Below are 14166 nucleotides of genomic sequence, written 5' to 3' on the forward strand. Positions count from 1 at the left end.
CAGGCAGTCATAGTTTTGAAGTGGAAGCCCGCCGGTCCCCCATCGGCGGGCTTTCCTGGGTCAGTTTTGATTGCGGAGTGCCTGCAGTTCCGTCTCTGCTTGCTGCAGCAGTTGCTCGGCTTCCTGCTGGCTGTAGGGCGTGACGTGGATCCACTCCCAGCCTGCCCCCTGGTAGTCGTCATAGACGGCAATGCGCGCGATCCGGATTAGCCGTCCCAGCTTGGTCGGGGAAAGGGCAGCGCCGGCTTCCAGCTGCACTGTGAGCTCCTGCCGCCATGCGGTGAAGGCAGCGGCGTCGTCAAAGCCGTGCTGCCGTGCGAAGGCGCCAGAGGCTCTGGCTGGCCCTCCCCAGACACCCAGTGCCGTGTGGAAGAAGACCCGCAGTTCCTTATCCGACGTTCTGACTCGCCTGCCGGCTGCTGGAGTCCGCAACTGCAGCGCCAGGCTTGAGCCGCAGGAGTCTGATCGTCTGCACGATGAGGCCGAACTGGAGGAACAGTATGAAGTACGGAAAACTGCCATTGACTTCGAGGGTGTCGACAATGCTCAAGAGATCAGACGCCAAGCTGATCCCCGCTATGACCAGGGCAGCGATGAGGGGCACCAACGATGTGCTTCTCCGGGCGAGAATGTTCCAGATTCCAATCCCGACCAGCGCCAGAATGAGAAGAACGACGAGAGCATCCGCCACGACGACTTCGCTCTTTTGGCTCGCGGTAAGGGTTTCGAGAAGATACCCGTAGGTCGAGTACGCCCAGATCATGCTGTACACATTGAAGGCGCCAACAATAAGAAGGGCGATACCAATACTGGTTCGCCCCCTGCGGAGTTGTTTCGTGTCCGCAGGGGGCGTTTCAGCTGCAGGTAAGTCGCTTGGGCGCGGAAGTTGAAGGCTCATACGGGTTCCCTCTAGGAGTGCAGGGAGTACCCAGTGCGCCCCCATCGTCAACAATGTAGCAGTCGGTATCAATGGCCAAGTTGTGGTTACCTCTGACCATGGGATTTTTTCGCAAGAAGGTCCACGGCCCACCGCTGGCTGTCCAAGCAGTGAGCACAGCGGCCGCCGAGAACGAGGCACAGACACCGCTGCTATTGACGGCTGAGGAGCTGCCCGAGGGGTTCGTATACCCGCGGGGACTGCTGCGGCTAGTGGAACTGGAACTGTTCGAATTGGAGCCTTGGTGGATCCTCACCAGTGATCAGCTTCGACGACACAACCGGGGCCTGGCCGACCGCTATCCCGACCGAAGGCTGATCTTGTTCGCCAGGCGTCAGGACAACGACGACACTGCCTGCTGGGATCTGAACACCGGCAAGGTCGCGATCGTTCACGATTTCGCCTCCCCCGGGTGGGAGGCCCAAGGCGAATTCGAAGACTTCGACGCCTGGTTGCACTCGGCCATCGATGACCTCATCGAGTTCTAAGGCAGGCTGACTCCCAATGCACCTGGTTCAGCACATACATGATGCAGTCGATCGCTACTGGACGGTGGACGTGCAGATCATCGGCATCTGGGAGGACGGACCGGCCACCTGCGTAGTACACCGCCGCACCATCGACCCGACCACGATCCTGGGACACCGGTTCGAGTTCACCCCCACCGCAGCAGACGGCACCATTGAAGGCTACGCGCGGGACATAGCGATCAACCTTGCCGAGCCGATCGGAATCCTCGCGGCCACCACCCGTGAGGACGAGCACGGCATCGTGTGGGTGGTCATCCCCGAGGACCGGCCAACACCAGTGCCACCTGCCGACGTCTTGGAAAAGCTCGGCAATCGGTAGGCGCCAGTTCACTTCACCACAGCAGTTCGAGGCAGATATTCTGTGACCACAAAGCTGTTGTGCATGCTAGTTGTCCCGCTGCCCTGAGCTGCAGATCCCTCGCTGAGCCGTGCTGTGAATGGAGAGCAGGCAGATGACCAAGTCTGCCTTATCTGCATTTATCTCACAGGTTGGTCTAACTTTCGCTCCGAAAAGGGTTCTTCATTCTGAAGCGCGATCCAGGCGATGCTTCCATCCGGTGTGGTTTCGACGACCCTTCCTCCTGCGTTGCGCAGGGTCTAGCTGCAGGGCCACACCTTCTCCTACCGACCGTGGTGGTCCAGTCGTTGGCTGGAACAAACTTCCGTAGTGTGGTTCCGGACTCCGGCCTCGCCTCGGGCATGAGCCGGGAACCCCCGCCTCTGGGATTGCTTGTCCAGAGACGGGGACCTGATGGAATCTGTTCCGATCTTTTCAATCCTGCGTCTGTATATTGAGTCTGTGACGCGGGCTTGTTGGATCAGTCAGGGTATGAGGACGGGTTTTTCGGCTTTGGTGGCTGCTGATTTGAATCGGCGCGCTGTGACGATGATGACAGCCGTCACGCCAAGAACTGCGGGTATAGTCAGCAGCACAAAATTCATCTGTAATGGCAGGCCCGACGCGACCAGAGCGCCTCCGAGAATGGGTCCGGCAATGGCGCCGATACGTCCTGTGCCGGTTGCCCATCCGACGCCGGTACTGCGGACGTGGACCGGGTAGAACTCCACTGCGAAGGCATGGATTACGGCCAGGATCCCGATCACTGCGGCTCCAGCAGTGAACAGAAGGACATTCAGCATGAACGCGTTGGGCTTTATGGACAGAAGGACTAAGGACACAATGGCCAAGGCGAAGTAGCCAACGAGGGTCTTGCGGTACGAGGTCCGTCCGGCGATCCAGCCACCTGCGATTGAGCCGAACAGACCGCCGGCGTTGAGGATAACGAGCGTCCACATGGCCGGGCCGAGCTCGAATCCGGCGTTTTGCATCAACTTGGGCAGCCAGGTGTTCAGGGCGTAGCTGAGGACCATCGTCATGATGAAGAAGACCCACATGAGTGAGGTTGCCAGGGCGTTCCCGTGAGTGAAGAGCTGCGCGATGCGTGACTTGCCGGAGGACGGGATCGGGGGTGCGATTACCGTATTCGGACTCCAGCTGGGTTCGATCTGCTTCATCACTGCGTCCAGGCGTTCCCGCTGCCCGACGTGGGCCAGGTATTCCGGGGATTCAGGAAGGTGCTTGAGCACCAAGGGCACCAGCAGAATGGACAATCCGGCCACGTAAAACACTCCGCGCCAGCCCAGTACAGGCTCGATGTAGATGGCCAGCAGCGCTGCGCCGACTCCTCCTACTGCGTAGAACGCCGAGACGGTGGCGACGAAGAACGCCTTGGACTTGGTGGGAGAGAGTTCTCCCATGAGCGCCATGAAGTTTGGAACCAACGCGCCCAGGGCCACGCCTACGACGAAGCGCAGCGCACCCAGAACCATCGGGGTGTCGGCGAACGCACACGCAAATGCAGCGACACTGGCGAGGATCAGCCCGGCGACGATGAGTTTGCGGCGGCCGTACTTGTCAGCCAATGGTGCGACCATGAGCCCGCCGGCGAACATGCCGGCGAGGGCCATGGAACCCACGACGCCGAGGGTGACGGGGTCAGTGCCCCAGTCTTTCATTAGGTGGGGAATGACGGAGCCAAAGGATACAAGATCATATCCATCGGCAATCATAAGCAGAGCGCAGATAGCGGCTGCCTTGAGGTGGAAACGGGAGATTTTGGCGCTGCCGACGACGGTGGCGACATTGGTTTGGGACATGGGGATTCCTTGGGAGGTGGTGGTCCGGCTGGACGGGTCTGTTTTCCCGGTCAACTGGCCAGCGGCGTCACTGCATGGTTCCCTCTATGCAGCTGAGGAGCCCGCTGGTGTCGTCTGCCTTCTTGAAAGCGTGTAGTAAACGTGTAGTGCCCTGCATTTCAGACACGAAAAACCCCTCCATTCCGGGCAAAATCGCCGGAATGGAGGGGTTCGTGGAGCCCCCTGTCGGATTCGAACCGACGACCCCCGCTTTACAAGAGCGGTGCTCTGGCCAACTGAGCTAAGGAGGCACGCTCCGGTTACCCGAAGCAAAGCGCAAAAGAGCGCTAGATAAGGTTAGCCCAGACCATCCCCGTCAACGAAATTCACCGCTCAACACTGCTACAAAGCAACAGCGGCCGGCCTCCCGCAAGGGTGACCGGCCGCCGTCGTGATTTCCCAGGGTTAGCCCTTGGCGGTAATTGCCGTCTGGATCTCGGCGTTGAGGTCGGACCTGCCGTCCCACTGCTTGCCGTCGATGAACACTGTGGGCGTACCGGTGACGCCGATCGCTGCAGCTTCCTGCGTGGCAACCTTCACCCACGGACGGAACTGCTTGCTGTCGATGCAGGAGTCGATGTTGGCCGCGCCGATTTCGGTGGCCATCTTCTTCAGGTCGTTGTCAGAGATGCCTGCTCCGCCTTCAGCCGGCTGGCGTTCGAAGAGCAGGTCGAAGAATTCCGCGTACTTCTCGGGGGAAGAGTTGACTACGCAGGCAGCAGCGTTGGCTGCGCGGGATGAGTAGTTAGTGGTGGACTGGCGGTCCAGGAAGCCGAGGGCGCGGTACTCGACGGAAATCTTGCCTTCGTTGCGAAGGTTCGTGAGTGACTCGCCGTAAGCGGTCTCAAACTGCTTGCAGACCGGGCAGATGAAGTCGATGTAGGCAATCACCTTGACGGGCTTGCCGGCCTCGGCCTCGCCACCCGGAACGGCTACCGTAGCCGGCTTGGTAGCAAGAGGAGCCGGCACGTCTGCCACGTTGACGGTGGCGGGTTCGGACTTCACAACTTCAGTGTTGGCCAGCAGCGTGATGCCGCCGTGCACGTTGCCGTTCGCCGGTGTTGGCCCCTGATCGGCCACAGGCGCGTTGTTCTGAGCATTTCCGATAACCACAAACGCAATCAAAGCGATGATGACAACCACGGCCACCACGATGCCCCAGCCGACAAGAAGCTTGTTGCGCTTCTCCTTCTTCAGCTGTTCTTCGCGGATAGCCCGCGCCTTCTCCCGCGCCTGGGCGGTCTTTTCGGCCTTGGACAGGCGTGGTTCGTTTGCGGGGCTCATCAGTTCCTCGGGGTATTCGACGTCAAAGTGCATAGCTAGGGCAACGGGGTCAGTTTACGGGAGCAAACTTGAGCTTTGCCCCACACCTCGTGGCCCGGTTGTTGAACGATCAAGTGCCGGGGAAGATTCCGCTAGTAGGCTGGGAGTTGAGTCACAGCAACCCCAGGGAGCGTTAATGCAGGATTTGGCAAGCGAAAAACTCACTACCGAACAAAGCGCCAAGGCTTCTCCAACAAAGAAGCCTACGGCGAGCACGTTCGATTTCATGGTGGTTTCCAACCGGCTGCCCGTGGATCGGTGCAGCAGCGACGGCAACGACGACGGCGGAGATGGCTGGCGTCGTTCGCCCGGCGGCCTGGTCACTGCTCTCGCCCCGATGATGACGAAGTCCGACGGCGCGTGGGTGGGTTGGCATGGCGCCCCGGACGAGACTGTGCGCCCGTTCAGCCACGAAGGCATGGACCTGGTTCCGGTTCAGCTCAGCAGCCACGAGGTGGAGCTGTATTACGAAGGTTTCTCCAATGCGACCATCTGGCCGCTCTACCACGATGTCATCGCACCGCCCGAGTTCCACCGTACGTGGTGGGATTCGTACCGCCAGGTCAACAAGAAATTCGCCGACGCCGTCATTCGCCACGCCGCCGACGGCGCCACTGTCTGGGTCCAGGACTACCAGCTCCAGCTCGTTCCGCGAATGCTCCGCGAGGCACGGCCGGATCTGAAAATCGGCTTCTTCAACCACATCCCTTTCCCTCCCCCGGAGATTTTCGCGCAGCTCCCGTGGCGCCGGGAGATCATTGACGGACTGCTGGGCGCTGACCTTCTGGGCTTCCAGCGCCCCAGCGACGCAGGCAATTTCATGCGCTCTGCACGCCGGTTCCTGGGTGCCAGCGTCAAGCAGCAGCAAGTTCACGTGAAGGGCCCGGACGGCGAAGTCACCCACATCGCCCGTGCGCAGGCCTTCCCTATCTCGATCGACGTTGATCAGATCCGCGAGCTCGCGGCCAGGCCGGACATCATCGAGCGGGCCAAGCAGATCCGCAAGGACTTGGGCGATCCCAAGACCATTCTGTTGGGTGTGGACCGGCTGGATTACACCAAAGGAATCGGCCACCGCCTCAAGGCATTCGAGGAACTCCTTCGCGAAGGCAGCATCAAGGTGGAGGACGCCACACTCATCCAGGTGGCGAGCCCCAGCCGTGAACGCGTGGAACAGTACAGACTGCTGCGCGAGGAAATCGAAGGCACAGTTGGCCACATCAACGGCACCTACGACACCATCCAGAACACGGCAGTCCGCTACCTGCACCACAGCTATCCGGTGGAGGAAATGGTGGCGCTGTACCTTGCCGCGGATGTCATGCTCGTAACCGCCCTGCGCGATGGCATGAACCTGGTGGCAAAGGAGTATGTCACCGCCCGCTCGGAAGACGACGGCGCCTTGGTACTCAGCGAGTTCGCCGGTGCCGCCGATCAACTCAAGCAAGCACTCCTGATCAACCCGCACGATATTGACGGACTAAAGTCGGCCATTTTGCGTGCGGTGAACCTCCCGCCCAAGGAAGCCCGCCGCCGCATGAAGCTGATGCGCAAGCAGATCCTGGATCACGACGTAGATCACTGGTCAGCTGAGTTCCTGGCCGCCTTGGAGGAAAAGGTGGTGCGCGATGACAGCTGAAAACCTTTCCCTGTCACCGGAACTGTTGGACGCTGTCCGCCGCATATCCGGCACGGAGCACCTCCTGGTCGCCCTCGACTTCGATGGGACCCTGTCCCCTATCGTGGACCACGCTGAGGACGCACGCCCCCTGCCCCGCTCCGCTTCTGCGCTGGAAGCCCTCGCCCGACTTCCACGCACGACGACGGCCCTCATCTCGGGCCGCGCACTGGACAGTTTGCGGCTGGTCGCCTCGCCTCCGGTGGACACGCTGCTGATCGGCAGCCACGGCGCCGAGGTCTGGCTGGGCGAGGGGTCTTTGGGCCTGGAACTGGACGAAGACCAGCGGCTCAAGCTGGCCTCGGTCCGTGAGGTCCTTGCGGAAATCGTGAACATCGCTCCAGGGACGTTGCTGGAGGACAAACCCGCCGGCGTCGTCCTCCACACGAGGATGGCCGACGACGACGTTGCGGAAGACGCCGTCGAGGCCGCGATGAGGGTGCTCCGCGAGCATCCAGGGGTCTACCTGAAGACGGGCAAGCGCGTGCTGGAGACGTCAGTAGTCCACGCATCCAAGGGTGAGGCCGTGGAATTCCTCCGTCAGGCAACCGGCGCTACGGCCATCCTGTTCGCAGGCGACGATGTGACCGATGAGGATGCCTTGGGCCGGTTGATGGGCGACGACGTTGGCATCAAGGTGGGCTTGGACTTCACTCAAGCGCAGTACCGCGTTGAAGCGCCGGTGCATGTGGCGGAGCTGTTGGAAGCCCTGCTGCGGGAGCGTCGGCGGGTCACGGCTGAGGCCTGATGCGTGTCGAACCCAACATGTGACGTTCGTAACATTTAGGTAGTTAGTCAAAAAGTCTGACATACTCTTGGTTGTGATGTGACGCACAGTACCGTGCGGCGTCACGCGATCCTCCCCGGCCATTGGCCGGGGAGTTCAACTGAAGAAAATGAACCATTCACAACGGATCGTCCGGCACGTACCTGCCGGTGAAGGGATTGATAACTGTGGCTACAGTTACTTTTGATAACGCTACGCGTCTGTACCCGGGCACAGATAAGCCCGCCGTCGATAAGCTCAACATCGACATCGCCGATGGCGAATTCCTGGTCCTCGTTGGACCCTCCGGTTGCGGTAAGTCCACCTCGCTGCGCATGCTCGCAGGCCTTGAGGACGTCAACGCCGGCCGCATCCTGATCGGTGATCGCGACGTCACGGACGTCCCGCCGAAGGACCGCGATATCGCAATGGTCTTCCAGAACTACGCCCTGTACCCGCACATGACCGTTGCGGACAACATGGGCTTCGCACTCAAGATCGCCGGCGTCTCCAAGGAAGAGCGTGCCGAGCGTGTCCGCGAAGCCGCCAAGCTTCTCGACCTTGAGCAGTACCTGGACCGCAAGCCGAAGGCACTCTCCGGTGGTCAGCGCCAGCGTGTTGCCATGGGCCGTGCAATCGTCCGTAACCCGCAGGTCTTCCTCATGGATGAGCCGCTTTCCAACCTTGACGCCAAGCTCCGCGTCCAGACCCGTACGCAGATCGCGTCCCTGACCCGTCGCCTCGGCGTCACCACGGTTTACGTGACCCACGACCAGGTCGAAGCAATGACCATGGGCGATCGCGTTGCAGTCCTGAAGGACGGCCTGCTGCAGCAGGTCGACACCCCGCGCAACCTGTACGACCGCCCGCAGAACGTCTTCGTCGCAGGCTTCATCGGTTCCCCGGCCATGAACCTGCTCGAACTGCCTGTAGTCGACGGCGGCGTCCAGTTCGGTGGAACGGTATACCCCGTGCCGCGCAACATCCTCGAAGAAGCTCACGGCCAGACCGTCACCGTCGGTTCCCGTCCGGAAGACCTCGAGACTGTCGGCAACGGCGAAGGCCTCCAGGTTGAGGTTGACGTCGTCGAAGAACTCGGCGCCGATGCCTACGTCTACGGCCACACCATCCTGGATGGCAAGAGCCACGACATCGTTGCGCGCGTCGACGGTCGTCGCCCCCCGATGAAGGGTGAGTCCATCTTCGTCCGTCCGCAGTCCGGCCACGTGCACCTGTTCGACACGAAGACCGGCCTCCGCTTGGGCGACTAGTCCCCATCGGCGCTGACGCGTCTGTACGTTCCGCAGTGTGATAGCGGCCCGACCCCTCCGGTCGGGCCGCTCTCGCGTTAACCTTTCTCCCGGAAAGAACGGCATGAACACCACAGATAACCTGATCCCACGGCCTTCGCACGTGGCACTCCTGGACGGCCAGGCTTTCACGCTCGCATCCGCAGCACGGATCGCCGCTCCCCACCAAGCAGTACCGGTCGCTGAGCAGCTCGCCTCGGTGTTGCGCCGCGGCACCGGATTTGGACTGCCCATAGTTGAGGACACCCGACCAGGTGACATAACACTGGAGTTGGTGGAAGCGTTCGACGGCGGCGCGGAAGCTTACGCGATCAGCGTCACCGAGGGTGGGGTCAGGCTCACGGCCTCCACTTCCGCGGGTCTTTTCAACGGAATCCAGACGCTTCGCCAGCTCTTCCCGGCGGCCGTTGAGGGCGCTGAGGGCGCTGAAGGCGCTGAGGGCGCTGAAGGCGCTAGCTCAAGCGAACACGCGTGGGTGATTCCCGCCGTCGAGATTGCGGACGCCCCGCGCTTCGCGTATCGCGGGCTGATGCTGGACGTTGCCCGCAGCTTCTTCACAGTGGAGGAGGTGAAGGAGCAGATCGATGTCATGACGCAGTTCAAGCTGAACGCCCTGCACCTGCACCTTACTGACGATCAAGCATGGCGGATCGAGATCCACGATCCAGGGTCCGCGCGCAACCCTTCGGGAATGCCCTACGCAAATCTCACCGGGCTGGGCGGCCGAGGCGCTGTTGAGGTCCCCACGGCAATGCCTGCGCGGGGCCGTGAAGGTTATTACACGCAGCAGGACTTCAAAGACATCCAGGCCTATGCCGCCAGCAAGAACGTCCTGGTGGTGCCCGAGATCGACCTCCCGGGACACGTCAATTCCGCCCTCGCCGCCATTCCGCAGCTCAATCCGGATGGCGTGGCCAAAACCATGAGCACAACCTCGGCCGTCGGTTGGTCAACGCTGGACGAGTCGCTTCCTGCCACCTACGAGTTCGTCCGGGAAGTCCTCGGCCAGCTCGCGGCCATCACGGTGGGCCCGTACCTCCACATCGGTGGCGACGAAGCCCTGGTGACCGGACATGAGAACTACGTGACCATGGTTCAGGAGTTTGCCAACATTGCCGCCGGGACCGGCAAAACGGTGGTGGGCTGGAACGAGTATGCCGCCGGCGACCTTCCCCGGGGCGCGGTGATCCAGTACTGGTTCGGCGATCTCGCTCCGGTAGTCAAGCAGGCGGAGATCGGTGGTTCACCTGTGATCATGTCGCCGGCCGCCAACACGTACCTGGACCAAAAGTACGCTCCGGACTCGCCCATTGGACTCGAATGGGTGGAAGGAGGCCCGTTCACCTGGGCCGAGTACTACAACTGGGATCCTTCCCAAGGCGGGCTGAAGGACCACCACATCCTCGGCGTCGAGGGTCCCCTGTGGACTGAAACAGTCCGTGACAACCAGCAAGCCCAGTGGCTCCTTTATCCGCGGGGGGTTTCCTTGGCCGAGGTTGCCTGGTCCGGTCAGGAGGTCCGGAACGCGGGTGACTTCCGACGCCGTTTGGGCGCCTTGGGTGAGCGGCTCGCCAGGCAGGGAGTCGCCTTCCAGGAGGCGCCCGACGTCGAATGGTCCGCGACGTCTAACTGGCCTTTTCCGGACGCGACACCGTCCTCCCCTTCCAAGTACGGAACAATTGAGGCATGAGCGAGCAAAACGAAGCCCAGTGGCACGACGAACCCACCGACTACGGGCAGATCGGCAAGCTCCCCAGGACCGAGGCCGCCAGTGCGCAGGACACCGCGCCGCCTGCGAGTGTCATCGGTTCCCTTAACATCACTGCAGCTGCTGCGGATCCGGAATTGCTGGACCTCCCGTGGCATATCGCCTTGGAAGACTGGCCCGCCGAAAACCTGGCCGCGCTACCCCGCGGTATTTCCCGGCACATCGTCCGCTTCGCTCACTTGGGTGGCTCGGTGATCGCCATCAAGGAAACCTCGGAGCACGTTGCCCGCCACGAGTACCACATGCTGCGGAAGCTGGCCCGGCTGGACGTTCCCTGTGTGGAACCCGTGGCTGTCATCACGGGCAGGACCACCGCGGACGGCAGGCCGCTGAACCCCGTGCTGGTCACACGGCACTTGAAGTTCTCCATGCCGTACCGCGCACTGTTCTCACAGATGCTCCGCAAAGACACCTTGACGCGCCTGATTGATGCCCAGGCACTGTTGCTGGTGCGCTTGCACCTTGTGGGCTTCTACTGGGGTGATGTTTCGCTCTCCAACACGTTGTTCCGCCGCGATGCCGGCGCCTTCGCCGCGTATTTGGTGGATGCCGAGACGGGCGAGCTCTACCCGGACCTCTCCATGGGCCAACGTGAATACGACCTCGAAATCGCCCGCGTGAACATCGCCGGCGAACTGATGGACCTGCTGGACGGCGGGCTCATCGAGGAAAAAGTGGATCCCGTAGCCACCAGTGAGCTGATCATGGACAGTTACCGCCGGCTCTGGACTGAGTTGACGGAGAAGGAGTCCTTCGAGCTTGGCGAAAGGTGGCGCGTGGCCGCCCGCATCAGGCGTCTCAACGAGCTCGGCTTCGACGTGGAGGAGTATGCCATCAAGACCACGGCGGACGGCTCCACCATCCAGCTCCAGCCCAAAGTCGTCGACGCCGGTCACCACCAGCGTCGCTTGCTGCGCCTTACCGGACTGGACGCCCAGGAGAACCAAGCCCGCAGGCTCCTCAATGACATGGACCAGTTCCGTGCGGACAACAACCCGGACCTGGACGAGGAAATCAGCGCCCACATCTGGGTCAGCCAGATCTTCGAGCCCATTGTGCGTTCCATTCCCCGGCACTTGGCCGGGAAGTTGGAGCCCGCGGAAGTGGTGCACGAGGTTCTGGAGCACCGCTGGTACATGAGCCAGAAGCAGGACAGGTACGTCCCGTTGGCTGAGACCGTTCAGTCCTACCTGGACACGGTGCTGCAGCACCGCCGCGACGAAGCTGCCATCATGCTGAACCCGGACACGGAGCTGCTCAAGATCCTTGAGGTCGAGGTGGAGGAATCCGGCCGGTACGACGAAGTGGATGAGTACCCGGACGCTGACGACTAAGGTTCGCTGAAACAAGCTCGACGTCGGCACTCACGTAAGTGCCGACGTCGAGCTGTTTAAGCTACGGTTCCAGGGTCTCGGCGAGGCCAGCCAGGACTGGTTCGCGGCCCAGTTCGATGTGCGAGTACGCCAGCGAATAGGCCAGGTCCGGCTTACCCTTCAGAATCGCGTTGCATAGTTCGGTGTGTTCATCGCGCTGCAGCTCGTTGCTGCGGTTGTGCGCCAGCCCGAAGATCCAGCGCATCCGTCCGAACAGCGGTTTCACGGATTCAATCAGCAGCCTGTTCCCAGAGAGGCGCACGATCTCGGCATGAAGCTCGGCGCTGATCACGGCCACGTCGTCGGTACGTTCGTCGTCGATGGCTGCCTTTGAAGCCTCCATAAGTTCTTCCAGCCGGCCGCCATCGCTGCCTTCGGCTACACGCGTGGCAGCCATCCGGGCGGCGAACGTCTCCAGGCAGAGGCGAACATCGAAGAGCTCGTTGACATCGGTCAGGGTCAGCTGGCGCACCACGGCACCGCGCCGTGGGAAGGTCGCGACGAATCCGTCCTGCTCCAGGCGCTGGATGGCTTCGCGGACGGGAATGCGGGAGACGTTGTAAAGCTCGGAGAGTTCGCGTTCCCGCAACCGCATACCTTGCGCGTACGTGCCCGTGACGATGCCCTCCAACACCAGTTGGTAGACGTTCTCCGCGCGGGCCTCTTCATCGCGGCCATTTCCGGTTTCCGGCATCGCCTCAGCCACTGTCAAACTTCCCTTCATGCCAGTGTCCGCTCCATGTGCCGGACGGCGCCGGTCAGCGTTCCAACCGAGCATACACGGGAGGAAACAGCTCATCTGCCGCACGGTTCCGGGCATCCCGCACGGTGTAGGCGTTGCGCATCTTGTCGAAGAGTTCCTGCCCCTTGAGGCGCCAGTAGTCCAGGTCCACTCCCTCGATCACACCGTTGGTCATGATCGTCCTGCCTGCCACCACTGAGAGCACGGCCTGGCGGGCTGTGCCGTTCAGGAGGAGCGTCCGGAGCGGGTCATCATGGACACCGTCGCGGATGTCTCCCAGCGAGAAGGCCACAAGGTCTGCTTGGGCACCGGGTTCGAGCCGCCCAAGGTCAGGACGGCGCAGTGCATGCGCTCCTCCCACTGTGGCGGCGTCGAAGTATCCGGCGACGTCGCCGGCGTCGTTGGTCCCCGCCATGATTTTGGCGAGCTGCACACCGGCATCAATGCCCCGGATCAGGTCTGGCGGGAACGAGTCAGTGCCCAGGGAAATGTTGATGCCTGCCGCCTTATAGGCGTTGAAGGAATCCAACGTGCTGCCGTAACGCATGGAAGTCAAAGGGCAGTGAATGATGCTGGCACCGCTGGCTGCCAGCTGGGTGAGGTCGCCGCGGTCCTCGCCGTGTACCGCCGGATTCCGGTCCGTGTAGGTGGCATGGGGGATCAGCAGGCGTTCGTTGAGCATCCCTACCTGCTCCAAAAGCTCAAGGGGCGTCACGCCGTGCCAGTCCAGAATGAGCTCGCGCTCCACGAGGCCTTGGAGTGAGTGCAGGCGCACCAACACATCGCGTTCCGCGGAGGACGCCGCTGTCTCCTTGAGCAGCTCGAGATCCAGCGTCTCGATCCGGCACGGGAGCAGGACTCCGTTGACCAATGGGTCATCGAGTTCCGCTGCGTGGTCAATGAAGCGCAGGGCATCGGCCAGCCCCTTCCGCCCGCGGTCGACGTCGAACATCACTGAACGTTCGCCGTTCTCCAACACCACGTTGACGCCCGAGCGGTAGGCCGGTCCCAAGTAGCCTCGCAGGCCCAGGCGTCGACTGGTCTCGGCCATGCCTACCAGTTCCTCAAAGGGTTCTGCCCACTCGGAATGAACTTCCGATGCGATGGGCATGTAGGTGGTGATGCCGTGCAGAACCAGCTGGATCAGTGCGTACTCGCGAATCTCCTGTCGTTCTTCGGCCGTGAAGACGTCGGCGCGGCGCCGACTGAAGTAATCCTCGGACCACTGGTGCCCCTTGGCCTGCTCCGGCCCGGCCCAACTGTCCAGGATGAGGTGGTCAATGTCCGTGAGGGCGTCGAGGTCGATCAATCCGGGCATGAGCAAGGCTTCGCCTACGTGGACTTCTTCGTCCACCGGGCCCGTGTAGTCATTCCCCACGTAGTCAATGGTGTGGCCGCTGTAGACCACGCATGCATTCTCCAGCAGCACGTGGCATCCCTTGTGGTGGCCCAGCACATAACGGGCGGTGACCTTGGTAAGCACGGCGACTCCTGTTTCCTGTCCGCCAGGGACAGCTCGTATTACTCTCTGGTATTCCAAACA

14 protein-coding genes and 1 tRNA gene are annotated in these 14166 nt (G+C 61.8%); 8 read left to right on the forward strand and 7 right to left on the reverse strand.

Features of this window, described 5'->3' with window-relative positions; genetic code table 11:
* Positions 1-60: 60 nt before the first annotated feature.
* Complete coding sequence (locus M1D89_RS18865) at positions 61-432, reverse strand: hypothetical protein (RefSeq protein ID WP_498645898.1); 372 nt, start codon at positions 430-432, stop codon at positions 61-63.
* Positions 389-898, reverse strand: a complete 510-nt coding sequence (locus M1D89_RS18870; RefSeq protein ID WP_498645900.1) for a hypothetical protein — start codon at positions 896-898, stop codon at positions 389-391. Before M1D89_RS18870 ends, M1D89_RS18865 begins: the two co-directional genes overlap by 44 nt.
* A 98-nt stretch (positions 899-996) precedes the next feature.
* Here M1D89_RS18870 and M1D89_RS18875 point away from each other — a divergent pair, with 98 nt between their 5' ends.
* A complete protein-coding gene (locus M1D89_RS18875; protein ID WP_498645902.1) occupies positions 997-1425 on the forward strand; it encodes a hypothetical protein in 429 nt (142 codons plus the stop codon).
* Positions 1426-1441: 16 nt separating this feature from the next.
* Entirely contained in the window at positions 1442-1786 is a 345-nt protein-coding gene (locus tag M1D89_RS18880; RefSeq protein WP_498645904.1) for a hypothetical protein, read from the forward strand.
* A 503-nt stretch (positions 1787-2289) separates the two neighbouring features.
* On the opposite strand, the gene M1D89_RS18885 is transcribed toward M1D89_RS18880, so the two are convergent.
* Positions 2290-3624 carry an MFS transporter gene (locus M1D89_RS18885; protein ID WP_498645906.1) on the reverse strand — a complete coding sequence of 445 codons (1335 nt, stop codon included), beginning with the start codon at positions 3622-3624 and terminating at the stop codon, positions 2290-2292.
* On the opposite strand from M1D89_RS18885, the gene M1D89_RS18890 reads away from it, so the two are divergent.
* Positions 3623-3760 carry a hypothetical protein gene (locus M1D89_RS18890; protein WP_498645908.1) on the forward strand — a complete coding sequence of 46 codons (138 nt, stop codon included), beginning with the start codon at positions 3623-3625 and terminating at the stop codon, positions 3758-3760. The two genes, M1D89_RS18885 and M1D89_RS18890, sit on opposite strands and share 2 nt — an antisense overlap.
* A gap of 77 nt (positions 3761-3837) precedes the next feature.
* Here the strand turns inward: M1D89_RS18890 and M1D89_RS18895 are convergent.
* Both M1D89_RS18895 and M1D89_RS18900 read right to left on the reverse strand, forming a co-directional pair.
* Positions 3838-3914: transfer RNA gene (locus M1D89_RS18895), tRNA-Thr, on the reverse strand.
* A gap of 154 nt (positions 3915-4068) precedes the next feature.
* Positions 4069-4947, reverse strand: a complete 879-nt coding sequence (locus M1D89_RS18900) for a DsbA family protein (RefSeq protein ID WP_498645910.1) — start codon at positions 4945-4947, stop codon at positions 4069-4071.
* Between the two features lie 175 nt (positions 4948-5122).
* On the opposite strand from M1D89_RS18900, the gene M1D89_RS18905 reads away from it, so the two are divergent.
* The 5 genes from M1D89_RS18905 (at position 5123) to M1D89_RS18925 (ending at position 11842) form a co-directional block, all read left to right on the forward strand.
* Positions 5123-6625, forward strand: coding sequence for an alpha,alpha-trehalose-phosphate synthase (UDP-forming) (locus M1D89_RS18905; RefSeq protein ID WP_402941139.1), 1503 nt, complete (start codon positions 5123-5125; stop codon positions 6623-6625).
* Positions 6615-7412, forward strand: a complete 798-nt coding sequence (gene otsB / locus M1D89_RS18910) for a trehalose-phosphatase (RefSeq protein ID WP_498645912.1) — start codon at positions 6615-6617, stop codon at positions 7410-7412. Before M1D89_RS18905 ends, otsB begins: the two co-directional genes overlap by 11 nt.
* A 206-nt stretch (positions 7413-7618) precedes the next feature.
* Complete coding sequence (locus M1D89_RS18915) at positions 7619-8701, forward strand: ABC transporter ATP-binding protein (protein WP_207596410.1); 1083 nt, start codon at positions 7619-7621, stop codon at positions 8699-8701.
* 103 nt (positions 8702-8804) lie between these two features.
* Positions 8805-10430, forward strand: a complete 1626-nt coding sequence (locus tag M1D89_RS18920; protein WP_498645914.1) for a beta-N-acetylhexosaminidase — start codon at positions 8805-8807, stop codon at positions 10428-10430.
* The gene (locus tag M1D89_RS18925) at positions 10427-11842 is read left to right on the forward strand and encodes a DUF4032 domain-containing protein (protein ID WP_498645916.1); all 1416 of its coding nucleotides are present in this window, start codon (positions 10427-10429) and stop codon (positions 11840-11842) included. Before M1D89_RS18920 ends, M1D89_RS18925 begins: the two co-directional genes overlap by 4 nt.
* A 61-nt stretch (positions 11843-11903) precedes the next feature.
* On the opposite strand, the gene M1D89_RS18930 is transcribed toward M1D89_RS18925, so the two are convergent.
* Positions 11904-12605, reverse strand: a complete 702-nt coding sequence (locus M1D89_RS18930) for a GntR family transcriptional regulator (RefSeq protein WP_498645917.1) — start codon at positions 12603-12605, stop codon at positions 11904-11906.
* Between the two features lie 34 nt (positions 12606-12639).
* Positions 12640-14106, reverse strand: a complete 1467-nt coding sequence (locus tag M1D89_RS18935) for a chlorohydrolase family protein (protein WP_498645919.1) — start codon at positions 14104-14106, stop codon at positions 12640-12642.
* Positions 14107-14166 lie beyond the last annotated feature (60 nt).

The sequence above is a fragment of the Arthrobacter sp. D3-18 genome (assembly GCF_054408525.1).